General features: G+C 55.4%; 21 protein-coding genes. 6 read left to right on the forward strand and 15 right to left on the reverse strand.

Features of this window, described 5'->3' with window-relative positions:
• From HVA01_RS14000 to fhuB, 12 genes are all read right to left on the reverse strand, one after another.
• Positions 1 to 390: LysE/ArgO family amino acid transporter (locus tag HVA01_RS14000; protein ID WP_170243521.1), on the reverse strand; the 390-nt coding region annotated here is incomplete at its 3' end.
• Positions 391 to 542: 152 nt separating this feature from the next.
• A complete protein-coding gene (locus HVA01_RS14005) occupies positions 543 to 1,559 on the reverse strand; it encodes an ABC transporter substrate-binding protein (protein WP_146876035.1) in 1,017 nt (338 codons plus the stop codon).
• A 156-nt stretch (positions 1,560 to 1,715) separates the two neighbouring features.
• Positions 1,716 to 4,148, reverse strand: a complete 2,433-nt coding sequence (locus HVA01_RS14010) for a TonB-dependent siderophore receptor (protein ID WP_146876036.1) — start codon at positions 4,146 to 4,148, stop codon at positions 1,716 to 1,718.
• A gap of 95 nt (positions 4,149 to 4,243) precedes the next feature.
• Positions 4,244 to 5,248, reverse strand: a complete 1,005-nt coding sequence (locus HVA01_RS14015; protein WP_246129643.1) for a FecR domain-containing protein — start codon at positions 5,246 to 5,248, stop codon at positions 4,244 to 4,246.
• A gap of 13 nt (positions 5,249 to 5,261) precedes the next feature.
• Positions 5,262 to 5,786 carry a sigma-70 family RNA polymerase sigma factor gene (locus HVA01_RS14020; protein WP_146876038.1) on the reverse strand — a complete coding sequence of 175 codons (525 nt, stop codon included), beginning with the start codon at positions 5,784 to 5,786 and terminating at the stop codon, positions 5,262 to 5,264.
• 130 nt (positions 5,787 to 5,916) lie between these two features.
• Positions 5,917 to 6,831 carry an ABC transporter substrate-binding protein gene (locus HVA01_RS14025; RefSeq protein ID WP_146876039.1) on the reverse strand — a complete coding sequence of 305 codons (915 nt, stop codon included), beginning with the start codon at positions 6,829 to 6,831 and terminating at the stop codon, positions 5,917 to 5,919.
• 148 nt (positions 6,832 to 6,979) lie between these two features.
• Complete coding sequence (locus HVA01_RS14030; protein WP_146876040.1) at positions 6,980 to 9,409, reverse strand: TonB-dependent siderophore receptor; 2,430 nt, start codon at positions 9,407 to 9,409, stop codon at positions 6,980 to 6,982.
• Between the two features lie 106 nt (positions 9,410 to 9,515).
• Positions 9,516 to 10,535: a FecR domain-containing protein gene (locus tag HVA01_RS14035; RefSeq protein ID WP_146876041.1), complete on the reverse strand. Its 1,020-nt coding sequence runs from the start codon at positions 10,533 to 10,535 to the stop codon at positions 9,516 to 9,518.
• A complete protein-coding gene (locus HVA01_RS14040; RefSeq protein ID WP_371860154.1) occupies positions 10,536 to 11,087 on the reverse strand; it encodes a sigma-70 family RNA polymerase sigma factor in 552 nt (183 codons plus the stop codon).
• Positions 11,088 to 11,094: 7 nt separating this feature from the next.
• Positions 11,095 to 12,753, reverse strand: coding sequence for a multidrug ABC transporter permease/ATP-binding protein (locus tag HVA01_RS14045; protein WP_146876042.1), 1,659 nt, complete (start codon positions 12,751 to 12,753; stop codon positions 11,095 to 11,097).
• Positions 12,754 to 12,779: 26 nt separating this feature from the next.
• Complete coding sequence (gene fhuF / locus HVA01_RS14050; RefSeq protein WP_146876043.1) at positions 12,780 to 13,568, reverse strand: siderophore-iron reductase FhuF; 789 nt, start codon at positions 13,566 to 13,568, stop codon at positions 12,780 to 12,782.
• Positions 13,565 to 15,565: a Fe(3+)-hydroxamate ABC transporter permease FhuB gene (fhuB, locus tag HVA01_RS14055; RefSeq protein WP_146876044.1), complete on the reverse strand. Its 2,001-nt coding sequence runs from the start codon at positions 15,563 to 15,565 to the stop codon at positions 13,565 to 13,567. The genes fhuF and fhuB overlap by 4 nt, the downstream gene beginning before the upstream one ends.
• Positions 15,566 to 15,751: 186 nt before the next feature.
• On the opposite strand from fhuB, the gene HVA01_RS14060 reads away from it, so the two are divergent.
• Positions 15,752 to 16,708, forward strand: coding sequence for a siderophore-interacting protein (locus HVA01_RS14060; RefSeq protein WP_146876045.1), 957 nt, complete (start codon positions 15,752 to 15,754; stop codon positions 16,706 to 16,708).
• Positions 16,701 to 17,330, forward strand: a complete 630-nt coding sequence (locus HVA01_RS14065; protein WP_146876046.1) for a cytochrome b — start codon at positions 16,701 to 16,703, stop codon at positions 17,328 to 17,330. Before HVA01_RS14060 ends, HVA01_RS14065 begins: the two co-directional genes overlap by 8 nt.
• A gap of 21 nt (positions 17,331 to 17,351) precedes the next feature.
• On the opposite strand, the gene HVA01_RS14070 is transcribed toward HVA01_RS14065, so the two are convergent.
• Genes HVA01_RS14070 through HVA01_RS14080 form a run of 3 tightly spaced genes read right to left on the reverse strand, consistent with a single transcriptional unit; the run spans position 17,352 to position 19,314 of the window.
• Positions 17,352 to 17,633 (reverse strand): HigA family addiction module antitoxin, encoded by a 282-nt coding sequence (locus tag HVA01_RS14070; protein WP_146876047.1) that lies wholly within the window; start codon positions 17,631 to 17,633, stop codon positions 17,352 to 17,354.
• 8 nt (positions 17,634 to 17,641) lie between these two features.
• Positions 17,642 to 17,920, reverse strand: coding sequence for a type II toxin-antitoxin system RelE/ParE family toxin (locus HVA01_RS14075; protein WP_146876048.1), 279 nt, complete (start codon positions 17,918 to 17,920; stop codon positions 17,642 to 17,644).
• Positions 17,921 to 17,955: 35 nt separating this feature from the next.
• Positions 17,956 to 19,314, reverse strand: coding sequence for a cyclic peptide export ABC transporter (locus HVA01_RS14080; RefSeq protein WP_218031557.1), 1,359 nt, complete (start codon positions 19,312 to 19,314; stop codon positions 17,956 to 17,958).
• A 47-nt stretch (positions 19,315 to 19,361) separates the two neighbouring features.
• On the opposite strand from HVA01_RS14080, the gene HVA01_RS14085 reads away from it, so the two are divergent.
• The 4 genes from HVA01_RS14085 (at position 19,362) to HVA01_RS14100 (ending at position 25,384) form a co-directional block, all read left to right on the forward strand.
• A complete protein-coding gene (locus HVA01_RS14085; protein ID WP_246129645.1) occupies positions 19,362 to 19,643 on the forward strand; it encodes a hypothetical protein in 282 nt (93 codons plus the stop codon).
• 116 nt (positions 19,644 to 19,759) lie between these two features.
• The gene (locus HVA01_RS14090; RefSeq protein ID WP_146876049.1) at positions 19,760 to 21,889 is read left to right on the forward strand and encodes a TonB-dependent siderophore receptor; all 2,130 of its coding nucleotides are present in this window, start codon (positions 19,760 to 19,762) and stop codon (positions 21,887 to 21,889) included.
• A gap of 80 nt (positions 21,890 to 21,969) precedes the next feature.
• Complete coding sequence (locus tag HVA01_RS14095; protein WP_146876050.1) at positions 21,970 to 22,869, forward strand: ABC transporter substrate-binding protein; 900 nt, start codon at positions 21,970 to 21,972, stop codon at positions 22,867 to 22,869.
• 397 nt (positions 22,870 to 23,266) lie between these two features.
• Positions 23,267 to 25,384 (forward strand): TonB-dependent receptor, encoded by a 2,118-nt coding sequence (locus tag HVA01_RS14100; protein ID WP_146876051.1) that lies wholly within the window; start codon positions 23,267 to 23,269, stop codon positions 25,382 to 25,384.
• Positions 25,385 to 25,689: the final 305 nt, after the last annotated feature.

Consider the following 25,689-nt stretch of genomic DNA (forward strand, 5'->3'; position numbering starts at 1 on the left):
CAGCGTGTCCAGGTAGACCTGAGGATTGAGCACGGTCACAGCAAGGGTCGCGAAAATCACTTTGGTTAAACTGCGCGCCTTGCCCGCTTCGGCGCTTAGCCCCTGCCGCCCGCTAACGGCTCTAAACAACGCCTGCGCCGCCAGCCAGCTCAAAAACACCACACCCACCCAGCGCATTACCTCCATAGCGCTGGGCATCGTCAGCAGGAAAGCGCTTACGCCAAACATGCCCGCCGTAAGCAGGATAATATCCGCGCTTATGCAAAGACCCGCCGACCACCAGTGGTACTCGCGGCGAATCGCCAGCCCCAGGATGTAGGCGTTCTGCGCCCCAATCGCCATGATAATGCCGCCGCACACCACTAATCCGGTGATATAACTCTCCCACATTGCCCCGCTCCCACATTGCCCCGCTCCCAGCGTCAGAATTAGCGTCGTGTTGATTGATCTGTCACTAAGATAATGGGCAGCACTGATAACTAAAAATCATCCTGCTAATGGGGCATTAGTTTTTCTTATGAAATGGGAAATCACACAGCTACTCAGTGATGCGATGTACCAACGGGCTGAGGCTCAGCGGGTGCCTCCAGTGCCTCGACAAGGGCCTCAGCGAAGCGGAGGGCAGAGGGGAATCCTCCCCAATGCCAATAGTTGAGCGGTAGAATTACATAGTTGTCTTGTTTTACACTTGGCAAGTGCCGCCACTGGCCATCAGAGAGTAGTTGCCTCCGGCCTCCAACGCGGTCGTAGGAGCTTTCAATAAATATGATTTTAGCATCGGTCTTAAAGAGAGAGCTTGCGCTAACAGCTGTCATTCCCCACTGACCCATATCATTCTGCCAAGCGTTCTTGAGGCCAAGGCGACTTAGCACCATACCTTCAACGCTTCCTTTGCCAAAAACACGGGCATGACGATCATCAACTAGACGTACGATCAGTAGAGATGAGTTGATGCTATTAAGCTGACTTTTTAAGTTGTCAAAGTGGTGATTTGTTTGCTTAATATAGTGCTCCGATGCGACAGGATCATTGACTAGAATACCGAGCTGACGAGTCAATTCCTCTACTATTTCCCAATGGTTATGACCATTATCACTATCGGAAAAATTATAAATTGGGTACTCCTTAACATCAGCAATTTCTCTAAGCCTGGGTACTAAATTGGCATGGAAGGGAGGAGAGATCAGAATATGCTGCAGTGAGAGGCTTGCAAGAAGCTCAAAATTAGGAAAGCGACGACCACCAAGATTAGTCGCGTCAGAGATGATGCCATCCAGACGTAAATATCTCTCGTACTCTGTGAGACCTGATAAAAATCCAGAAGGGTGACCAATCGCGGTGAGTGTTTCGGCAATTGCGAAATCAAAGGCCGCTATAGGAGCTGAGTTGCCATCATCGTTTGCCATCGCAACGTTGCTAATCAATAAACTGATTAGTAGGGCAACCGATAAGGCAATTTTTTTATAGCGTATAGAGCGACAAAAAAGGTTATTTTTATGTTTCACAATTTTGCCTGTGTTTTGCGTATAAAAAGAGAAGACATGATGATTTTTAAGCATCCAGTCTTACCGGGTAAGATTGGCTATTAGCAAAAAGAACACCGGCCAGATATTGATCTGGCCGATGATCTTTTATGCGCGAGACTAGCAGATGGATTTATCTAAGCGTGTTGCCTCGTTATCGCATTTTGCAATGAGGTATTACATACGTAATGATCACCACTGATAGGAGGCCGTGCCGACGATACTGCGAGGTTCTCCATAGTAACAAGCGTAAGTGCAGGACTCGATATAAATTTCGTCTGTCAAGTTAGTCGCATTTAACGATAATAGCCACGGGCCAGTCTCATAGCTGACCATGGCGTCAAAAAGGGTAAAATCAGGGACTTCTCCATCAAGATAGGCGTTAGGAAGGGTTGAGCCAACATAACGTACGCCAGCACCCAACTTCAGGCTAGGTAAACCGAAATTGCCAAAGCGGTAATCACCCCATAATGAGAATTGATTATAGGGCGCTTGACCGGTTCGCTCGCCGACTTTGTCGGGAGTAGCCGGGCTACTTTTCGTTGTACGCGCATCGGTATATGCATAGGCCGCGACCAAATTGGCATTAAGTCCTATCTGTGTTTTAGCTTCTAACTCAACGCCGCGAGAACGCACCTCGCCCATTTGTACTTGGAAGCTGGTATCCACCGGATCAGTTACTAGCATGTTTTCCTGAGTCAATTCATAGGCGGTAGCGGTTAACAGAGTATCCCAACCGTCTGGTTGAAAACGGATACCAAGTTCATACTGTTCACCTTGGGTGGGTTCGAATTGATTGCCACTTCGGTCGGCACCAGTAGCTACCTCGAAAGATTGGCTGAAACTGGCGAAGGGAGCAAATCCATTATCGGCTAAGTAAACGAACCCGACACGGCCGGTGAAAGCATTGTCGTCCTGCTGCGATCCTTGAGAAGGATCGAAGTATCGCGAAGATTCGGTGTCCGTCCAATCCTGACGCCCACCCAGCATGAACACCCATTTATCGGCAATCTTCATCTGGTTCTGAAGATACAGGCCCACCTGCTCTTTGTGGTTGACTAGGGAGTAGGGAAGAGGAACACTCTCACCTAGTTCGCCGCTTCCATAAATAGGATTATAGATATCTAGGGAAGGGACGGTTTGCTGGTAACGCTCGGTTTCGTGACGTTGGCGAACATAGTCGAGACCGACCAGAGTGGTGTTTTCAGTCGCTTCGTCTCCCCAGTCATACTGCAAGGACGTATCGGAAGAGAGTGCCCTGGAGGCATCACGCCGATCAAATGCAGTTCTGGAATAAAGGCGTCCAGCGGAACTCTCAGGACTCTGAACAATACTAGTAAGGTCATAGTCTCTATCAGAATGGAAGCTGCGCAAATTATGGCGCAATTTCAAGTTATTGGAGAAATCGTGCTCGAACAAATAGCCAAGGGAGTAGCTTTCGTTATCGTAGTCATCGAAGCCGGGTTCGCCAACGAACCGCTCCCGAGGTATATCACCGTTAGGGTTGGGTAGGATGGTGCCGTTTGCGGGGAGCCCATAGACATAAGTCGTCTCGTCTCGTTGATACTCGCTGAGTAGGGTCAGCGAGGTATCCGCGTTAGGTTGCCACTTAAAAGCAGGTGCGATGTAAGTGCGATCATCGGGCACATGGTCGATAAAGGTGTCGCTTTCGCGGCGTAGCATGGTTAAACGGTAGGAAAACTCACCCTCTTGATCCAAGGAGTCGGAAAAGTCTGCAGAGACTTGACGCCGATCAAAACTGCCTACTTGGAGGTTAACTTCGCGCAAGGGCTCGCTGGTAGGGCGTTTACTGACGGCGTTGATCATGCCACCGGGTGCAGCCACACCATAGAGGATCGAAGATGGCCCCTTAAGTACCTCCAGCCGTTCCAGTCCATACAGTTCCTGCTGTCCATCAAAGGTATTGGCTTGATATTTGCTGCCATCTCGGTAACCGGTATGCACACTGAAGCCGCGAACCATCATGCTGTCATGAGTTGTATCAGCACCTCCCCCGCCATAAGAGTTTGCCACGCCCGCCGTATAGCCTAGCGCTTGGTTAACGTTCCGCGCACCATAATTGCGGAATTCTTGACTGCTGACCACTGAGATAGACTGTGGCGTTTCAATAATTGGTGTATCGGTTTTGGTGCCTGTTGCACTGCGAGTGGCGGCAATACCCTGCACTGGCCCGTAGGCTGTTTCCTGCATCCAGTCGGCTTCCACCCGCATCGTAGAAAGATTCACATCTTCGGGCCGCTCCTCCAGCCGATAACTACCATCAGCACGACGCACTGGTGCAAGCCCAGTACCCGCCAGCAAGCGCTGCAACCCTTCATCAACACTGTACTGCCCCTGCAGGCCATTGGTCTGCTTACCGCTGGTTAGCGATGCATCAAAGGCAATCTCGATACCTGCACTGACCGCAAACCGGTTAAGCGCAGTGTCGAGTTGTCCAGCGTCGATGGAATAGCTTTGCTGAGCGGTGCTGTCCTGCCCTGTGGCTTGTTGGGCGAGCGCCGTGGCGGGCAGTCCACCTGCCAGGCAACTGGCCAGCAGGCCGTATTGAATGGCTCGCGCCAAGGGCGTACGGATAAAGCGGGAGTGCGCTTGCTGCGTCGTCATGAAGATCCCCGTTGAGTGATGTATTTTTTATGTCTACATCCTCTATTCCGAACGAGAACGAGAATCCCTCAATATTTTATGGAAATTTTCCCACTTTATTTCTGTCCACCGCTGCGCGGCTTAAGAGTCACCCATAGCGGCGTGCGGTAAACCAGTTCCAGCGACAAGGCATCGGCGAGGCTTGCCAGGGCGCGGTCGGTATCTTCGAGGGAGAACACACCGCTCACCCGCCGGTCAGCCACCTCCGGCGCGCAGCGCAACACCCCATGGCGGTAGCGCTTCAAGGTATCGAGTACTTCGATCACCCGCATGCTCTCCGCCACCAACCGTCCCTCAAAGCGTGCCAGTTCGGTCGTGTCTAGCGGTTCGGGCGAGGTCACCCGCTCGGCACTCATGGCGGCTTGCTGGCCGGCATCCAACGTCGTCCGCTTGGCACTTCTCCGCCGCTCCAGGGCCACCCGCCCCTCGAAAACCGCTACGTGGGTGCTATCGCTATGCTGCTGCACGCTGAAGCGGGTGCCCAACGGATAAGAAAGCCCTTCTCGCGTCATCACGCTGAACGTGCGGGCATCCGGGGTTTTAGAGGTGGTAATCAGCACCCCGCCACGCAGAAGATGGAGTCGCCGTTGATGGCCATCGAAGCTGACGTCGATGGCGGTATCGGTATCCAGGCGCAGTTGAGTGCCATCGCTCAACGTCACGTCACGCATCTCGCCAATGCCGGTCGCGTAGTCGGCAAACTGGCGCTGCCATTGAGGCGTGCGCGGCAGCCCAAAGCCCAGGCCGCCTGCGAGCAGCGCAACGCCGCCCCACTGCAGTAGATGACGCCTGGAGACCTGCGAGGAGGCCTCGAATAACTCACTGCGCGCCGCATGGCGCGGCAACGTTCCCAATCGACCGTCGATAGCCTGAAGCTGCTGCCAGGCACGTTCGTGCTCCGGTGCGGCTTGCCGCCATTGCAGGCAGGCCTTGCGCTGAGCGTCGGTGGCGTCGTCGCTCCATAGCCTTGCCATCCACAGGCTGGCCTGCTCCAGAACAGCAGGGGAGATGGTTTCTCGAGAAGGCGTCTCTTGGGAGGCGTTGGCGGATGGTCGGCTCATGGCATCGGCTCGCTTAGGGTTGAGATTCATGCATGGCCTGATGGCACACCAGCAGCGCCTTGGCGATGTACTTCTCCACCGATGAAACCGACACCTCCAAGGCGTCAGCGATTTCCTGGTAGCTCCGGCCATCCAGGCGGCACATAAAAAAAGCCCGGCGTGGCTTGTCGGGTAAGCCATGCAATAGCGCATCAATCTCGACTAATGCCTCGATAGTAAGTGCTTGCTCCTCTGGCGAAGGCGCCATGGGTTCCGGGAGCAGGCTCAGGGCATCAAGATAGGCGGTTTCAATACGCCGACGGCGATAGTGATCGATCACTAACCCCTTGGCGATCTGAGTTAGAAAACGCCGCGACTGCTCCGGTGCTGGCGTAGTGCCCCGCGCCAGTATACGTAGGTAAGTATCGTGAGCGAGATCCGCAGCGGTGTGGGAACAGCCCAGCTTGGCGCTCAGCCAGCGCCGCAGCCAACTGTGGTGATTATGATAGAGCGCGTCGAAAGGAGCCTCGCGCCTACCCTGCTGCTTTATCGATACCATCGCCCGTTGCCATTGATTGCCTATGCCAAATGCCCCAAGGAGTGGGCCACACCAGAGGCAAACAATAAGTGATAATACGTATCATTACAAATATGTTGGCGGTATCGAATCATTTAAGTAATAGGCCCTATTAGGGCTCGGCGGGCGTCTCCAGTGCCTCAACCAGAGCCTCGGCGAAGCGGAGGGCGGAGGGATGAACGCCGGCTATCCAAAAAGTAGATGGTAAAACGACATAATCACCCCGCTGAACGCTGGGAAGATAACGCCACATACCACTTGTTTCGATATTGTTTTCTATGCCTGCAGGGAATGCACTTTCCATCACGACCAGTCTCGCGTCTTCGAGGTGAATATTGAAGAGCTCCCTGATACTTACCAGTGAGCGTCCCCATCGATCAGTCTCTCCTGTCCATGCATTGCGAAGGCCTAATCGCAGCAGCACTCCCTGAAATATACTGTTATCACCGTATACGCGAACATATTGCTCAGTTATTAATTGGACGACTAATAAAGGAGGCTGAGGTTCCAGCTTATTTTTAAGGGATTCCAATTTAGATTGAGTATTTATAATCAACTTTTCTGCTGCGGCTCTTCGTCCTGACAGTTCACCCATTTCAAGAACAAAGGCATCGAACCTTGACCATAGATCATCGCTACTATTGTTAGTATATGGGTAGGACTGGATCACGTTGGAAGTTACAATATTATCTAATACAGCTTTCATCCGGGTATGACGAGGTGCAAGAAGCATTCGACTCGGATTAATACTGCTTAACAGCTCTAGGTTGGGAAATGATGGTGTTCCGATATCAGTAACATCCGCATGTGCATATTCATTGCCGGTCCATGTGTGAAACACCGTAATATTACCCATAAGCACAGAACCAGGAGGATTAAGTGCAATAAGCGCTTCCGCGGTAGTCCAATCGAAAACCGCAATGGATGGTGGTGCTGAAGCAGCCAGTGCTGAACTGGTGTTCAAGGAAAGTATCAGCATGAAAGGCAGAGTACGCAAGAATCTAAACATAAGTGGGAAAATAAACATAGCGAACTCCTTTATGGAAATATAGTGTAAGATAGACCGGCAACCTGCATTTTCATGGCCTTGCTTTTTGAACTAACTCAGCCCCACTAAGGTGAGGCTGAGTAAAATGCTTGCTTAGAAATATATTGAGCACTAAAATGCTGGCTTTTTAGAAGTCATACTTCATTGTTAGCATGAAATTACGTGGTGCACCGTAATAGTTGTGTCTAGTAATCCCCCGCACTGCAGAGTAATACTCTTTATCAGTTAGATTGTTGCCATTTAAAGAAATGTCCAAGCTCTCATTGACGCGATAACCAGCCATGGCTGAAACAGTGGTATAGCCCCCATGTTCGATACGAAAACCTAAGCTTTCGGCATAAACACTGCTGACCGTATTTATCCCGGCACCCACTCGCCAGCCCTGATTAGGATTATCGCTAAAGCGGTAGCGTGACCACAGATTGAAGTTATGTTCCGGCGTATCCGGCGAAAGTGTGAGGCCTTCTGAGCTAGCATCCCTTACGTACTCAGTTTGTGTATAGGCATAGCCCGCACTCAGATCCCAACGGGGCATTAGCTGACCGCTGACCTCCAGCTCAAGGCCCTCACTCTTGGCTTCGCCAATGGGAATTGAAAAACCTGGGTTATTAGGATCCGTATAGGCGCGGTTGGTGTCTTCAATACGAAAAACTGCAGCATGCCAGTTTAAGTCGCCTCCAGCATGGGAACCCTTAATGCCGACCTCGTACTGTTCGCCTTCTCTTGGATCGATCGGGTCGCCATCGCTGCTATTCGCCGTTTGTGGCTCGAAAATGCCAGTGTAACTCGTGTATAGATTAATTTCTTCGTTAAGCCGATAGATCAAGCCAGCGTAGGGAATAAACTCGGTACCACTATCTCCGTCAATAATAAAATTATCTGTTTCCCACCAATTGACTCGACCACCAAGTGCAATAGTGAAGTCATCGATAATATTGAAGCGCGCTTGACCATAAGCGGCGTATTGTTTTGTGCTGAACTTCGATCTTCCTGGGGTGGTTTCGAAATTTGGTTCTGCGCGACCATACTCTGGATCAAACAGATTCTGGGGAAGGTATTTTGGATCGCCGTAGGCCCATTCACTATCCCGATCACTATTCTGGTAACTCGCACCTAGCACTGCTTCATGGGTTACTCCAGTTAATTGAAATGGCGTTCTAACTTGAGCTTCGATGTGATCAGCCTGTTGCACAGTATCCCACGCGATCTGACGAATCATAAAATCACCGCTATCTTTTTCGACGGTGGTGAGATCACCCTCGCTACTTTTCTTCAAACTTGCATCACGATCCAGTCGGTTTGCCTGAAATGTAATCTCACCGCCATTTGCGAGGCGATGTTCAAGTTCAAGGAAGTAACGCTGCGCGTCTCCAGCCTGTTTGTCCCAGTCGGATCCGAGGTAGGTAGAGCGGTCTACATTAGGTAATGTGCCATCACTGTAGATAGGCAGTCCTGAGTGAGGACGGAACTCTTCATCTTGTAAAGTTACACCCATTGACAGTGTCGTGTCGGGGGATAAGTCAAACTCAAGCGTGCCATAGCCTATCTGGTTCTCTGAGTAGACGTGGTCAATAAAAGAGTTTCTATCATCGTAGACACCAACAAAGCGACCGCGAACTCGTCCTTCGCTATCTAGCGCGCCAGTAACGTCGACAACACTCCGGTAAGCGTCATCAGAGCCGGCGGAAAGGGAAACCGAGGCCTGGCTTTCTCCTAGGGCACGCTTGCGCACTAAGTTGATGGTGCCGCTGGGTTGGCCAGATCCATGGAGAATACCTGCGGGCCCACGAAGCACTTCTATACGGTCAAGCAACGCTGTATCAAATACGCCGGCACTTTGCCAAGCGGAGCCGACACTCTGAACCGGGCTACCATCCATAAGAAAGGAGTCGATATTATAGCCACGCGCCTTGATTGTGTACTGATTCCCCCCGTATTCGTTCACAGTGACGCCAGTGACGTTACGCATGGCCTCAGCCAGTGAGGTCGTCTTTTGGTCATCCAATTTTTCCCGCGTCACGACACTAACGGACTGAGGCGTTTCCTTAACTGACTGCGAAAACAACCCGATAGTAGCGCTTTCACTTGTATAGGAATTACTGTTCTCGGTCATGCCGTAGGGCAGACGTGCTCCTGTCACCTCAACCGTCGACAGCGCCACACCATCTGGCCGCTCTTCCAACCGATAAGTACCATCCCCCTGCCGTACGGCTCTCAGGCTTGTACCACTCAGCAGCCGCTCCAGTCCTTCATCAACGTTGTACTGCCCCTGCAACCCAGGACTTTGCCGCCCTTGCCCCAACTCGCCAGCGCCGCTGATAAAAACACCTGATTCAGCAGCGAAGCGGTTGAGCACCGTGCTGACCGGGCCTGCGGGGATATCGTACTGGCGTGTTTGCTGTTGGTTGGTTTGCGCCATGGCGGGTAGCGATAACAGCGGCGTGGCTAGCAAACAGGCGGCGGCGAGGTGTACCGCCAGCGCGAGGGCGCGGCGACGCCGTGGGAGCTGACGAGTAACGGTTAGTGATGGTTGTAACGCGGTACGTTGTTGCGGCATTTCGATTCCCCTTGCAGATGGTTTTTGGCTGCTTATATAGGGGAATCGAACCAGCGCGGAAAAAGGGAACCGGAAAAGCGCTTTTTTCTTTTATTCTTGGCTCGTTTTATTCGCGCTCTGCCCCGGCCGCCTCGATCTTGATCCACCAGGGCATGACTTTGCGCACCTTCACCGGCAACGTGGTCTCGACCATGTTCAAGGTGCGCTCCAGATCGTCAAGCGGGAAAGCGCCGAGCAGCGTGAGATTCGCCACCGCCGGGTCGACCTCTAATCGGCCGTGGTGATGCTGGCTTAGCTCCGTTGCGAAGGTCCTCAACGACATATTTTCGGCCAACAACACCCCGTTGGCCCAGGCGGCTCGGCTACCGTCGGCGGGGTTGAGTTCGCCAATACCGTTAGCGGCATAGCTGGCCTGCTGCCCAGCGTCGACCACCTGGCGTTGGCCAGCATGGTCGGCATCGCCAAGGGTCTGAATAGCCACCGCGCCTTCGAACACCGCCAGCAGTTCGTCGGCCTGGCGTTGGCGCACGCTGAAGCGGGTGCCCAAGGGGGTCAACCGCGCGCTTCGGGTATCCAGGTAAAAGGGGCGTTCGGGGTCTTTACCGGTCTTAATCAGCACTTCACCTGCCACCAGTTGCAGTCGGCGCCGCTCCTGGTCGTAGTCGACGTCCAATGCCGAGGCGCTGCTTAGCCATACCTGGGTGCCATCCTCCAGTTCGATGCGGGAAATTTCGCCGGTGGCGGAGCGATAGTCGGCGCCCCAGTAGGCCACCCATTGCGGCAAGGGTGTCCACTGCCAGGAGAGCCCTACCAACACAGCCACGATTGCCAGGCTAGAGAGCCCACTCAGCAGATGCCACCGCCCCTGCCGCCGATGCCGCGCCGAGCTGATGACCTGGTCGGCGGTGTGCCGCTCCGCCTCATCCAGGTGGGTGGTAAAACGTCGGCTGACACCTTCCACCTGTTGCCAGGCCCAGCGGTGGGTGTCGCTGGCATCATGCCAAACCTGCCAACGTTGACGCTCAGTTGCCGACATCTCCCCCGCTTGCCACTCAGCAAACCACTCGGCGGCCTGGGCCAAGGCGCGGCGCTTGGCGGCGTCATCGGGGCGAACGGCAGAGGCCATTTAGAGGCTGGCCTCGAAACCGGCTTCAATCAACGCACACTGCAGCATGGCCTGGGCCATGTACTTCTTGACCATGCGCTCAGAAACCCCCAGTTCCTCGGCAATCTGCCGATAGGGTTTGCCCTGCAGTTGCGAAGCCAGGAAAGCAGTCGCCACCTTTTCAGGCAGCCGCGCCAGCATGCGGTCGATCTCGCATAGCGTCTCGATCACGATCTGCTGGTGTTCGACGGAAGGCAGGTGTGATTCAGCGCGGGCGGCCAGGGCGTCTTGCCAGGCTTTTTCGATATCCAGACGGCGCCAATGATCCACGCACAGCCCCTTGGCCATACGGCTCAGATAGGCCCTGGCCCCATCGAAACTATCCAGATGGCGCGGCGTTTGCAGCAAACGCACAAAGGCGTCCTGGGCCAGATCAGCCGCCGACTCGCCACAGCCCAGCCGCCGGCTCAGCCACTGCTGCAACCAGGGTTGATGGTGGTGATAGAGCTGGCCGAGTGAGTCCCGACAGCCGGTATGATAAGCCGTTGTTTCGGCTGATTGCTGGTTAGCCATCACGCTTTCACCCATTCACCCTTGCCACCGCATCGCGGCTGGCTGCTTTGCGCTCCTCCCCGGTCAACTCATAGAGCTGCCCGCCGCGCATTTCCAGCAGGCGGTCGGCCTGATCGAAGTAGTGGTCGTCATGGCTGATCACCACCAGCGTTTTGCCCAGCGCGCGAAGCTGGGGCAGTAGCTCGCGGTAGAACACCCGCCGGAACTGAGGATCCTGGTCGGCGGCCCACTCGTCCAGCAGCAGCAGGTCGCGCTGCTCGGCCACCGCCAACAGCATCGCCAGGCGTTTGCGCTGCCCTTGTGAAAGATTGGCGTTGGTAACCCGGTCGCCGTCAAAGTCGAGCTTGCTGTGCATGCCCAGTGCCGCCAGCCACTCCTCCATCAGCGCGGGGTCCGGAGACTCCCCCGCAGGCCCAATCAAGCGATCAAACAGGTGCAGATCGGTATAAATAGCCGAAATGTGCTGGCGATAGGTTGTCCAGTCCGCCTCCTGCAACGGCCTGCCATCGACGCGAACATAACCGCTCTGGGGCTGATAAAGCCCGGTTAATAGCCTTGCCAGGGTCGATTTACCACTGCCGTTACCACCAATCAGAAACACCACCTCGCCACGCTTCAAGGTCAGGTCGAGAGGGCCAATGGCAAAGCCCGACCGCGCCTCTTCAGCGGGGTATCGATAGGTGACCTGATCCAGCGCCAGCACTTGCCAGTCGTGGCGCTGGGCGCCGATGTCAAAGGTTTCGCGATGTTCTGCTAAATCTAATGCGCTGATTTTTTCGAACGCCACCCGCGCGTTAATCAACGGCGGAAAGGCGCCAATGGCTTGAATCAGCGGTGCGCGCAAAAATAGCAGCGTAAGCGAGAAGGTAGTCGCCACCTGGGCCGACGACCAGCCCAGGCCGTTGGCCAGGAAAAACACCACACCGATGGCGCCCAGCATCATGATATTGAACCAGTTCACGGCGCTAAGATGGTAGGTATCGCCGCGAATAATCTGGTGCCGATACTCTTTGGCGTTGGGCGTATAAACGTCGCGGTAGAGCCACTCGGCACGGTCGCGGTTGAGCGCCAGCTCTTTACGCCCCTCAATCACCGACTGGTAATCCGCGTAGAGGCGATCTTCAGAATCGCGCAGCTTGGCCATATGCCGATAAACCTTCGCTACCAAGCGCATTCCCACCAGGATCGTAACAATCACCCACAGCGCTGTGACGGCCAGCATGGCAGGCGAGAGCCAAGCCAAATAAACAGTGACACCCGCCGTCAATACGCCCCCCTGCACCAGCTCTGGCAAGCGCACAAAGGCGACGGTGATATAGCGCACATCGCTGGATAAGCTGGCCAGCAAACGCGCGCTGCCGATCTGCTCGATACGTTCGATATCGGTATCCAGAATGCGTTTAATCAACTGCCCCCGCAGCCGATAAACGAAGTGATGGCCCAAGGTGGTCAAGGCTAACTGCGAGGCCAGGGTGATCGCCAGCAGCAGCGCCACCAGACCCAGAAATTCCGGCAGGATTCGCCAAGGGTCGGCGAAGGTGCCCAGCATCCGTTCATTGATATAGGCAATGACCCCAATGCCAAGACCAGCGCTTACCAGACTGAGCACCACCACGGCCACAAATGGCCAGCGGTAATCACGCCAGACAATCCTCAACAACTCCATGAATAGGGCTCCTTGGCGATTCGGGGTTAGCGCCGACGCTTGGCCGGCTTGTTTTCAGGTTTCAGCGGGCAGCCGCCGCACAGGGGCTCGCCGGGTAGCCGATATTTGATGCAGCACAACCGCCTTACCCGAGCGGGCGTTTCGCCACCCAGTTCCAGATAGCGTACCGGTTGATAGAGCGGGTTGCGACGCCCGTCAGGGAGCGTCTTGGTGGCGAGATAATCCAGCAGCGGCTCACCCGCGCCAGCAAATGCCGGGTGCTGCGAGCAGGTCTGCCCCACGAACTCCACATAGTGGCCAAGGTTGCTCCAGAACACCTTTTCAGAAAGCCCGGAGACCACGGCCAGCGTCTCAATGAGCGGTGCACAGTGGTCATCGAACAGGCGACTGAATCGCGCCTGGGGCGCTTGAGAGGCCAGCGGCACGCCACCGTGAGGCAGCCAGATACGCGCGGTCTGGCCTTTGTCGCCAAGCGCCAGCCGCAGCTCATTCCCACCCACCGGCAGGTCGTAACCCAATAACAGATTGGCCACCAGCGTCGGGATCGAGACACTGCTGAAATGAAATTTCGACCAGATTGAAGCGACGGCTTTGCGGTCGGCATCGTCTCCATGGACACGGCCGTAGCGCGCCAGCTGCTCGCTTAGGACGTCTTGATCCAGCAGCGCAGAGGCCGCCAGCGTCGGCTCACTAGGCTGACCAAACACGGGGGCCTTCATTTTATCCAGCGGCGGCTGACGGTAAAGCGCCAATAACGCCTCCGCAGGATCCACCGTTGCCAAAAGCTCCCTCGGTTTGGTCGCCACGTTACTCATAGCCGCCGCAGCCCCCACATAAAGTAAGCGCCGCCAATCAGGGAGGCGACCAAGCCTGCCGGTATCTCGTAGGGGAAAATAATCTGACGGCCTACCCAGTCCGCCAGCACCATCAGCAGCATACCGATTAGCGCCGCGCCCAGCAGATGCTGACCCGCACGGGAGAAGCCGACCAAGCGCGCCATATGGGGCGCCAGCAGGCCAATAAATGATAGCGGCCCGACCACCAAAGTGGCACAGGCAGTGAGCAGCGCCACCAGTAACAGCAACGCCAAGCGGGCACGGTTTAGGGTGACCCCAAGCGCCTTGGACGTCGCTGCGCCTAACGGCATAATATCCAGCCAACGGGTAAAGGGAAGCGTGACCAGCGCCAATACCGCCGCAATGCCCCCGACCACCACGGCATTGGTGATATCCACGTAATAGGTAGACCCCGCCAGCCAGGCGATCACCTGCTGGCCGCGGGGGTCGCCGCCTGCCAGCATCACGCTGCGCACGGCGTCAAACAGCGCACTGACCGCCACCCCGGTGAGCAACAAGCGCTCGGGGAGATAACCGCTCTTGCGGTTGATGCCCACTAGCACCACTAACGTCGCGAAAGCACCTAACGTTCCAACGCCAATCAGCATCATATTAGTGGGCGCAGGCAGCAGAAAAATCCCCAGAATCAGTGCAATGGCACAACCACCGCTAATACCCAGCACTTCGGGGCTGGCCATGGGGTTAGCGGAAAGACGCTGTAGAATCGTCCCGGCAATCGCCAGCATTAAGCCGCTGGCGGCGGCCGCCATTACTCGAGGCAGGCGCCACTGCATCACGTTCCAGTTATTGGGCGCGAGCCAATACCAGCCATCAACGCCCTGGCCAAACAGCAAGCCAAGCAACGTGGCACCCAGTAGCGCGAGGATTAGGCCACCCGCCAATCGAGAAGGCGCCGGGTGACGATGGGCGAAAACGCCCGCCCCCTGCGGTGGCTTGTCACCCTGAAGCTTCAGGCGTGGAATCAGCCACATTAACAGTGGCGCCCCCAGGGCACCGGTAATCGCCCCGGTAGGAATAAAGGCCGCCACCATGCCCCCAAACTGCTGCAGCAGCAGATCCGTGGTGGCCAGCAGCACCGCCCCCAACAGGGTCGACCATAATAGCCGTGGGCCTAACCGGCGAGCCCCGGCCATACGCACAATGTTGGGTGCGGCCAGGCCGATAAAGCCAATGATGCCCACCACGCTGACAATGCTGCCGGTAATAAACACCGCCAGTCCCATGCCCGCAAAACGTAAATAGGCAAGCGAGACCCCCAGGCTCTTGGCACTGGCATCGTCCAGCTCCAGCACCGCCAGAGGGCGCAGCAAGAACCAGGCGGCGACGCAGCTAATTGCCAGCCGTGGCCAGAGCACCGCCACCCCGTCCCAACCGTTTTGCGCCAGCGACCCCGCGCCCCAAATCAGCAGCCCGGAGAGCGCCTCGTGGTTAAACAGCAAAAGCGCGGTAGAGAGCGCCCCCAGGTACAAATTGACGACCAGGCCCGCCAGCACCACCACAATAGGGGCCAAACCGCGCCGCCAGGAAAGCAGGAAAACCAGCCCCACCGCCAGCGCGCCACCCAGCAAAGCCACCCATTCGCGCCCCACCACTAATAAGCCAGGGGCCATTAACGTGGCGGTCATCAACGCCAAATTAGCGCCCGACGCCACCCCCAGGGTGGTGGGCGAAGCCAAGGGGTTGCGCAGCACCTGCTGCATGAGTACACCCGCCAGCCCCAAACCGCCCCCGGCGAGCAGTGCGATCGAGAGGCGTGGCCACCAGGCGTAGTAGAGCAGTAGCTCGTCAACGTTCTCAAAGGAAGGCGCCACTAACGCCTGCAAACCCAGCGCAAAACCGCCTTGGCCCTGCAGGCCAATCCAAAATAGCACCACCATCGGCAGGCTAAGCAATAGGCAGGCTTTCGCGGGCGACATGCCCCCCACTCGTTGGGCAACTTGCGCGGCACCTAGCATAGCGGGCCCCCTTTTGTGGTGGCCGTGCCGTTCGCCAAGCAGGATGTGATAGGCAGCAGAATCATTGTCTTAGCCTTACTATGTTCTAGAGGTTAATGATTGAATTATTGACAACGATTCTAAATGATAATAATTAGCACTACAATTGACTCCTTGATTTATGCACACGTAAAGGAGACCCACACCATGGCAGCCAAACCGAGCTACCAGCTTTTCGATATCACCCTCGCCCGGCGCACCCAAGTCAGCGCCTCGTTAGTCAGGTTTACCTTTACGGGCCCAGACGTTGGCCATATGGCAACCTATGCTCCGGATCAGCGCGTCAAACTGTTCTTTCCCGAAGGCGGTGGCAGCCTCGACCCGCTGTTTGAGATCGCCAAGCTGGAAGAGCACGACTGGTACGGCGCCTATCGCGCACTACCAAATGCCCAGCGGCCCTCTGCACGTACCTATACCATTCGCGCTCTGCGGCCGGAGAAGGCCGAGGTAGACGTTGAATTTGTGCTCCACGGCGACAATGGCCCCGCCTCGCGCTGGGCAATGCACGCCCGCCCCGGCGACCGCCTGGCCATGACAGCCCCCGACGCCAATGCGGAAGGCCCAAAGCTGGGTTACGAGTGGAAGCCACCCCAGGGCGTGCGCCGTATTCTGATCATCGCCGATGAAACCGCCCTCCCCGCCGCCGCCGGTATTCTGGAAATCCTTGATGACCTGCCTCTCAAACCCAGGGTCGAAGCGCTGATCGAAGTACCCCGCAGCGACGACGTTCAGCCGCTGCCCCAGGCCGCCAAACTGCGCTGGCTGGCGCGCGATGCCGAACCCAGCTGCCAACACGGTGAACTATTGATGAGAGCGCTGCGCGATATCGATTTACAACAAGAGATTGTCGCACTAAGGGGCAACCCTTCGACCGTCAGCAATGGCAGTGAAGATGAACAAGGCGAGGATGAACTAAGCCAGGATGAAAATGCCCCCCTCTGGGAATCCGCCACTCTTGACGACAGCGCGCCCTTCTACGCCTGGATCGCCGCTGAAACCAAGGTCGCCATGAAACTGCGCCGCTACCTGGTTAACGAGTGCGGGCTCCCCAAACAGTACGTCACCAGCATGGGCTACTGGCGTCAGGGTAAGTCTAATGGCTAAAGAAGCAGCAAACAGCACGGCGTTAAACAGTGATCATATAAGCAAGCCAGCTCAAGTGACTATTGGCTGGCGAGACAGACCCAGCCACTACGGGCGCATAAGCCGTGCGTTGCACTGGCTGACCGCCGCACTGATCACACTGCAATTTACCGTGTTGCTGGCTTGGCGGGGAATGGGCGAAAACGCTATCACGTTGTTTTTGGCGAGCATTGGGCCTCATGGCTCGTTAGGTTTTATGATTTTGATAGTGAGCCTGGCACGCCTTTTCTGGGCATGGGTCAACCGCAAGCAGCGTCCTCCGCAGCCGCTCGGATGGGGTGGCCGCATAGCGCGCCTTGTACATATCACTTTTTATGCGCTCCTGCTGTGGCTGCCTGCTTTCGCCATTTTGCGCCAATACGGCCGTGGCGGGGCGCTGCGCTTTTATGGCATGGAGCTACTGCCCGAAGCGGAACGAGACATCACCTGGATGATCGCCCCCGCCGATCTTCTTCACGGCCCACTTTCGTGGCTGCTATGTGGGTTGGTCATCGGCCATATCGCGATGGCGCTGATTCACCGCTTCTGGCTTAAAAACCGGGTACTGGCGCGTATGGTGGGGGCCAGTGATAGACAAAGGTAAAGTGAAACAAGTGGAATTTTGTCATCCCGCCGCGTGAAGAGGAGTGACCTGAGAGCGTGGACGCTGTGACGCTTGCCATAGCTCATACTTGAGTTGCATTTCCAGCCACATTTCGGCGCTGGTACCCAATGCTTGCTCAAGCCTCAATGCCATGTCAGCAGAAATACCGGCATTACCGTTCAGAATCCGCGATAGCGCAGTACGCGTCACGCCAAGCTGCTGGGCCGCCTGGGTAACAGAGATATCGCCAATGTACTCGCGCAAAACAGCGCCAGGATGCGCGGGATTATGCATGCGATTCATGCGACCTCCTAGTGATAGTCTTGATAATCAACGAGGATGGCATCCTCGCCTTCGAAAGCGAAGGTGAGCCGCCAGTTCCCGTTGACAGTGATAGACCAGTGTCCTTTCAGCTTATGGGACAAAGGATGCAGCTTCCAACCGGGTGCATTCATATCCTCAGGGCCCTTTGCACTGTCCAGCGCAGTTAGCTGGATTTGCAACTTGGTCGCGTGCTTGGCCTGAATACCGGAAGTTGAGCCGGTTTCGAAGAACTTGCGCAGGCCTTTGTGTCGAAAGCTCTTGATCATATGCGCAGTGTATAGCCACGCTACACGTCTATCAACTATGTAGCCTCAGCCGTCTTTAACACCACCTCCTCACCAACAACCTGCTCTATCGCCAACAGCTTGCCGCTCTCCAGCCTCACCAAACGATCCGCGAGGTGGAAGTAGCGGTCATCGTGGGTAATCACCAGCACCGCTTTGCCCATGCGTTTTAGCTCAGGTAATACCTCGCAGTAGAATACCTCTTTGAATAACGGATCCTGATCCGCCGCCCACTCGTCAAACACCAAAAACGGCCGATCTTCAAGGTAGGCTACCACCAACGCTAGCCGCTTGCGCTGCCCCTGGGAGAGCGCCTGTGTGGTGAACGCACCGTTCTCAACGCGCACCTTGTGCTGCAAATGCAGCTTGGCCAGCAGGCGATTGCCCTCTTCGTCGAGGTCTTCCCGCGGCGCTTCCAACAGGCGCTCGAAAAGATGGAAGTCCGAGAACACCACCGAGAAGAGCTGCCGGTAGGCATCCCAGTCATCCGCCTCAACACGTTCGCCATTAAGCAACACCTCGCCACCATCCGGTGGGTAAAGCCCCACCACCACTTTGGCCAGCGTGGTCTTGCCGCTACCGTTGCCACCCACCAGAAACACCACTTCCCCCGGCGTAAAACTCAGATTAATCGGCCCCAGCTCAAAGAAGTCATCGCTCTGCTCGTGGTAGTACTGGTGGGTGACGTCGCGCAACTCAAGCCGTTGAAAATCAGGCACCTGAGGTGACGCCTGCCGCTCCTGCCCATGGGGCATCTCGCGTGTGATGTCATCAATTCGGCTAGCAGCTACCCGCGCCATATTGATCCGCGGAATATTAATCAGCAACCCTTCCAAGGGCGTCACCATAAATACAAACACCAGGGCAAAACCGGTCATTACATGGGTTTGATTAGGCCCGTCGCCCGCCAATACAAACAGTACCAGGCCAATAAAGGCGTACATCAGGAACTGCCCCCAACTGGTCGAGATAACGAACAGCGACATGCCATAGGTGCGCAGCCGCCGCACGCTTTCAACCGACTCCCCCAGTATCTGATCCATAAAGACCCGGCTCTTGCGCCGGTGCAGGCGTAGCTCTTTTGCCCCATCGGTCAGCGCGCGGAAATGCCCAAACAAGCGATCCTGCTCTGACGAGGCATCCTGGAGGTAATGAATAGCGCGTAAGTGCACCAGATGGTAGCCAACAGCACCCAGCCCAATCACCCCTAAAGCAAACAAGAACACCTGCCATGAGAGCATCGCCAGGTAGCCCAAGCACCCCACTACAATGACCGTATTGGTCAAAATCACCGGCAAGCTAACGAACAGTACCGCCACATTGTTGCTGTGCTCGGTGAGCGCCGACTGGATCCGCGCACTGCCCCAGCCGCTCAAACAGCGCCGTCGACACCATTCGGCAGGTCACCCGCTACGACGCAGTGGTGTTAGCCACCGGCTATGTACGCGACACCCATAAACAGCTACTGGCCTCAGTGGCGGACTACCTGCCTGATTTTGCCGTTAATCGCCACTATCAGCTCTATACCAAGCCTGAGTTCAAACCGGCTATTTTCCTGCAAGGCAGCTGCGAGCCCACCCATGGCTTGAGCGACACCCTGCTGTCGATTTTGGCGGCACGGACAAGTGAGATTTGTGCTGCAATAGATCAGACAACCGCCTTGTCTACCTCTGCTCCCTGTAAGCAAGAAGTCCCCGCGCCATAGTGGCCAATCCCGGTGTTCACAAAGTGTTGACATCGGGTTATAGCCATTCATAATACAAACAATAATAATTAGTATTTACATAAAATCGACACAAACCTAATGCAAGGAGAACATTCGTGAACCAACCTCTTTTCCGCAAGCGGTGGCTAACGGCAGCTATTGCTGCAGCTGCCTGCAGCTCTTCGGCGTTTGCTCAGGAAGCAGACCAAGACTCATCTGATTTGCCAGTTGTCAGGGTAGTAGGCGAAGCAATCTCTGAGCCTGCTACCGAAGATACAGGGTCTTACACGTCAAACAGGGTGACCATAGGTAAGCAAGGACTGTCACTCAAAGAGACACCTCAATCTGTCAGCGTCATCACCCGAGAGCGCATGAACGACCAGAATATGACAACGCTGGATGACGTCCTTACACGCACCACAGGCATCACCAAACGAGACTTCGGCCCCACCGCATCGGTCTACCTCTCGCGCGGCTACGAAATTGACACCATGCTGCTCGACGGCACCCCCATCGACAGCGCGATCGGCGTAACCGACACCATGTTCGATACTGCGGTACTGGACCGTGTGGAAGTCCTACGAGGGCCGGCAGGGCTCATTCAGGGCTCAGGTGAGCCCAGTGGTACCGTTAATCTGGCGCGCAAACGCGCCCAGGAAGAGTTCGGCTTTCAGACGGCGCTATCATATGGCTCTCACGACGCCTATCGCGGTGAAATCGATGTTACCGGAGCGTTGGATGAGTCCGGCCGACTTCGTGGTCGCTTTGTCGGCGTACATGATGATCGGAACCATTTCATCGACCATGTCTATACCGAAAACACCACAGGGTATGGAACGTTAGAATACGACATCACTCCGAGCACCACCGTATCCGTCGGTCTCATGGATCAATCAGGCGAATCCAGGCCCAATTATGGCCTCCCTCAACTCGCCAATGGGCAGTTACTGGACATTGATCGGTCTACCTATCACGGCTCGCTCTGGGACGTGAAGGATGAAAGCATCGAGCGCTATTTCGCCGAGCTGGAGCATGAGCTTGATAACGGAGGCAATTTTCGTATTATCGCCAACCATATTGATCGAGAAACCGATACACAGCAAAGCACCGCTGGCGTCAGCATCCCTACATCAAACTCGGATGATATTGATATCTGGCAATGGCGCATCGTCAACCCACGCCAAGATCGCTTCGTCGATGCCACGCTTTCCACGCCTTTTGAGCTGGCAGGAAAGACACACAACCTAATGGTCGGCGCCAGCCATAGGATCACCGAGGAAGAAACCTTATTCGGATCCGGCGATCCTCAGTTCATTCAGCGCAACTTGGCCAATCCCAATCCAAACACACCGAAACCCACATTCGACGTCAACCAAACTCGGGATCTGGAGACGCAGGAAACCAGCCTCTACAGTCAGCTCAGACTATCGGTCCTTGAAGACACCACTCTCATTGCAGGCGGCCAAGTGAGCTGGTGGGAATCAGAGGACCAACTGGATTCAACCAACAACTTCGAGATCGACAGCGAGTTCACGCCCTATGTCGGCTTGATCTATGATATCAACGATCAAGTCTCAACCTATGCCAGCTACACCGAAATTTTCCAGCCGCAGAGCTCGCAGCAGGTGAACGGCGACTTCCTCGACCCCCGCACCGGTCAGCAGGTTGAGCTCGGGCTGAAGGGGGAGCACATGAACGGAGCCTTGAACTGGCATGCCTCGACGTTCAAGATTACCGACAAAAACCGCGGCATCACTGACCTGGACAATCCGGGCTTTTCAGTTGCCGAGGGTGAAGCGGAAAGTGAAGGCTTCGAGCTTGAGGTCACCGGCCGCCTGATGCCTCGCTGGGATATTTCAGCAGGCTATGCCTATACCCAGACAGAACTAGTCAACGACCCAGTACAGGAAGGTAGACCGCTTTCCACCGACACGCCGGAGCATGACCTTAAGCTCTGGACTCGCTATCGATTCTCCGATAACCCTGATCAAGGCTGGAGAGTGGGCGCCGGTCTCAACTATTCAAGTGAAACCTTCGCCGAAGCCGGGGACACGCGTTGGGAGCAAGGCGGATACACGACAATCTCCGGCCTGATTGGCTATCGACTCAATCGTAACCTGGACTTCGCCCTGACCGGAGAAAACCTGACAGACAAGAAGTATTTTGAAACTGTCAGAGCTAGAACTCGCAACAACTATTATGGTGAACCACGTAACTTCATGCTAACAATGCGCTACCAGTACTAAGCGTCAAAACCGGTGCAGATGCCTTATCTGTACCGGTTTCCTTCTCTGGGCTGCTCCCGCCCCACTACACAGACTTTGATATGCTTGACGGACGATCAATAAATACCATTTCGTGGTTTGCACTGGTCATCGCCACCATTTTGACCTCCTTCCCCGTATGGAGTCAGCAGGTCAGGGAAGCAGGAACCGTCGCAACCCTCGACTTCGCCATCGCCGAAACACTCTTCGCGGTCCAAGACCTGCCGGTCGCCATGGGCGGCGTCAGCAACTACCAAAGTTGGACAGAAGATGACTCACTCCCGCCCAACCTCGTGGACATTGGCTCCAACCCGCAGCCCAATAAGGAATTACTGTCCACGCTCAACCTCAACACTATTTTGATTCCGCTACAGTATGCGTACCTGAAGGATGATCTTTCAAGTATCGCCCCGGTGGCGCAGCTCTCGCCCTATAACACATCCCCCTTATCAGGCTGGGAAAAAATGATCGCCTTCACCAAGGAAATCGGGACACATACGGAAAGGAAACCAGAGGTGCACCAGTTGATTGCTAACGCGGATGACCGCATGAATCATCTCCGCGATACTGCCACAACGCTTCCACAGCCACTATTGCTAATGCAGTTCCTCGATACGAGACACGTCAGGGTCTACGGACGCAACAGCCTGCCTGGCATCATCCTTGAGCAACTTGGCCTGCGCAACGCCTGGGACGGTCCATCCAGTCGCTGGGGAATCTCGACCATCGGAATCGGTGAGCTATTCAACATGGAGGCTCACTTCGTCGTAGTGGACACCTCGCACCTGCCGAGCAGACGTACGACTCAGGAGAATGTCATGGCCAGCGAGCTATGGGGGCAACTGCCTAGCGTTCGGGCGGGCAACACCACCCTGCTGGACGCCGACTTCTGGGTTTTTGGTGCGATTCCCTCGGCAATTTTGTTTGCTGACTCTTTAATCAATGCCTTTGAATCGAAGTAAATAACAGATGCGAAGACGGTAAAATCTTGCCGATCGTTTTTCCTACCAGGCAGTCCAAAACCGTTCCTATTGCGGCCTTCTTGCGCGGCCACTGTAGCCTCGCGAACCTCTAACAGAGAAATTAATTAGGCTTCGATATCGCAAAGTTCGATAGACAGAACACAATTTTCACTTGGTAGTTAAGAACTTCCAGAAACCAGAAATGAACATCTACCCACCATTGCACCCGATCGCCGGTGCCGCACATTTCGATTCCTTCCCCATGGCCTCATACTGTCCAAGGCAGACGGCACCCCGCATCAAGGAATGCAAATCACTCTTATTGAGTTTCATTATTATCTTCCCTACCCTATGTCGCGCATTCCAATACCAAGCATCCCCAGCAAGGGTAATCGCAATGAAAAAACCGCTGACATTCGGCCTGATGGTAACCGCCGGGTCGATGGCAACCAGCCTATACGCCCAGGAAAACCAGGACACCATGGTGGTGGTTGGCTCCCGCACCCCGGCACAGATCGATCAGGTACCCAGTGCTGCCCAAGTGGTCGAGGGCGAGCAACTACGGGAACAAACCAGTACCGGCGCCGACCTCAAGACCGCCCTGGGCAAACTGGTGCCCGGTCTCGACTTCGGCCCGCAGGGACGTACCAACGCCGGTCAGAACATGCGCGGGCGTACCGTCCAGGTACTCATCGATGGTGTCTCGATGAACAATTCGCGTAGCCTGTCACGGCAATTTGATTCTATCGATCCGTTCAACATCGAGCGCGTCGAGGTCCTTTCCGGCGCCAGCAGCCTCTATGGCGGCGGCGCGACCGGCGGTATCATCAATATCATCACCAAGACGGGTGACGAAGGCGAGCCGAATTGGGAGAGCGAGGTCGGCACGACGACGGGCTTCAAAAACAGCGATGATCTCGATTATCGTGTCGCCCAATCCGCCAGTGGGGGTAACGAATTCGTCACCGGGCGTATTGGCGTGGCCTATAAGGACAACGGCCGACACTATGACGCCAATGGCGATGAAATCTTCCCTGACCTGGCCCAGTCGGATCTTCAGGGTAACCGCTCCCTCGATATTCTCGGTAACCTGAGTTTCCAACTGACCGAAAACCAGACGCTGGACCTCAAGGCCCAGTTGTATGAATCCGGTTATGAAGACGATAAAGGCGTCTATTTCCCCAATCTGGCCTCATCGACGCCCAACTTGAGAGATGCTGAAATCCGTGATGGTTTCTCGGCCGACCGGGAGCCGAAAACCGACCGTCGCATGTTCAACGTCAACTACCATCATGCGGATTTCCTTGGGCAGGACCTGTACCTTCAAGCCTATCATCGTGAAGAGGAATCAAGCTTCCATCCCTTCCCCTACCCGGATGATGATGGCAGCTATTACTTCACCACCTCCAAGCAAAACACCACCCTCAGTGGACTCAAGACGCTGATGTCATCGGACATCAGCGATACCGTCAGCCTGGATTATGGTCTGGATATCGACCGCGAGGAATTCGATGCCAGCCAGATGTATTTTGACGACTCGATTACGGATGCAACAGGCGGTCTCGTCCATAAAGAAAGTCGGGTGGAGCCTCGCTATCCAAGTTTCCAGATCGATGGGTTGTCGGCATTTGGGCAAGGTGAGTGGCAGGCGACCGAGCACTGGACATTGGGGGCCGGCATTCGTCAGCAGCACATGAATGTCGATGTCGATGACTTTCAGCCATCCGGACAAGCCTTGGCCAAGGGAGGGGAAAGTGATTATGACGTCACACTCTTCAATGCCAGTGCGCTTTACGATTTCCACAACGGCCATCAAACCTGGACCAGCTACAGCGAAGGATTCGATCTGCCTGATCCTTCCAAGTATTACGGAAGGCCTGGACAGGATGCCAGCGATCAGACACTTGATGGTATAAAGACCCGCCAAGTCGAGCTGGGATGGCGCTATCAGGGTAACCAGTGGCAGACCCAGGCAGCGGCTTATTATTCATGGTCTAACTCCACCATTGAACTGGATGAGCAACTCAATACCGTCCAAACAGATGACAAGCGTCGCGACTTCGGTCTCGAAGCTTCCGCTACACGATACCTTGGGGAACATTGGCAAGTGGGCGGTACGCTGCATGCCTTGAGATCCGAACAGAAAATCGACGGTGAATGGGAGAAACGAGGCATCACCGTGTCTCCTTACCCCTCGCAACATACCGCCACATTGCATGCACAATGGTCGGATCTCGACCGCACACTACGCCTGCAAGCCAACCGCTCGTGGGACTACGAAGACTATCAGGGTGACGAAATCGAGGGTAATACCACCCTGGATCTCATCGGCAGCCACCAGACCGACTTTGGCAAGGTCAGCCTGGGCATAGAGAACCTGACCGATGAACAGTACTCAACGCCGTGGGGGCAGCGTGCCGCCGGCTTCTACTCTCCCTACTTCGGCCCCGAATACCTCTACGACTACCAAGGACGTGGACGCACCTACACGCTGAACTGGTCGATGTCCTACTGATTCATCGTGCCAACGCTCGCTTTCGCCCCGCTCTCATGCGGGGCTTTTTAATGGCTAGAACGACGACAGCTGACTGTTATCCCTCCTCTCCCATCCAATCACCAAGAAGTCACTGCGGCATGGCATTCCCCTTCCAGGCTCGCGGCGGTTATTGCTATAACTGCCTGCAGCACCTCGACAGCGGCACTTGCGCAAAACGCTGAAGTCGCTCTTTTTACCTAAAGCACTAAACCTCGCCTTGTGTGATCGCATACGCCTTCCACTAACAATCTCGCCCCTGAGCAGTGAAACCCATGGGCATGCTA

Source organism: Halovibrio variabilis (assembly GCF_007991175.1).
GTDB lineage: Bacteria > Pseudomonadota > Gammaproteobacteria > Pseudomonadales > Halomonadaceae > Vreelandella > Vreelandella variabilis.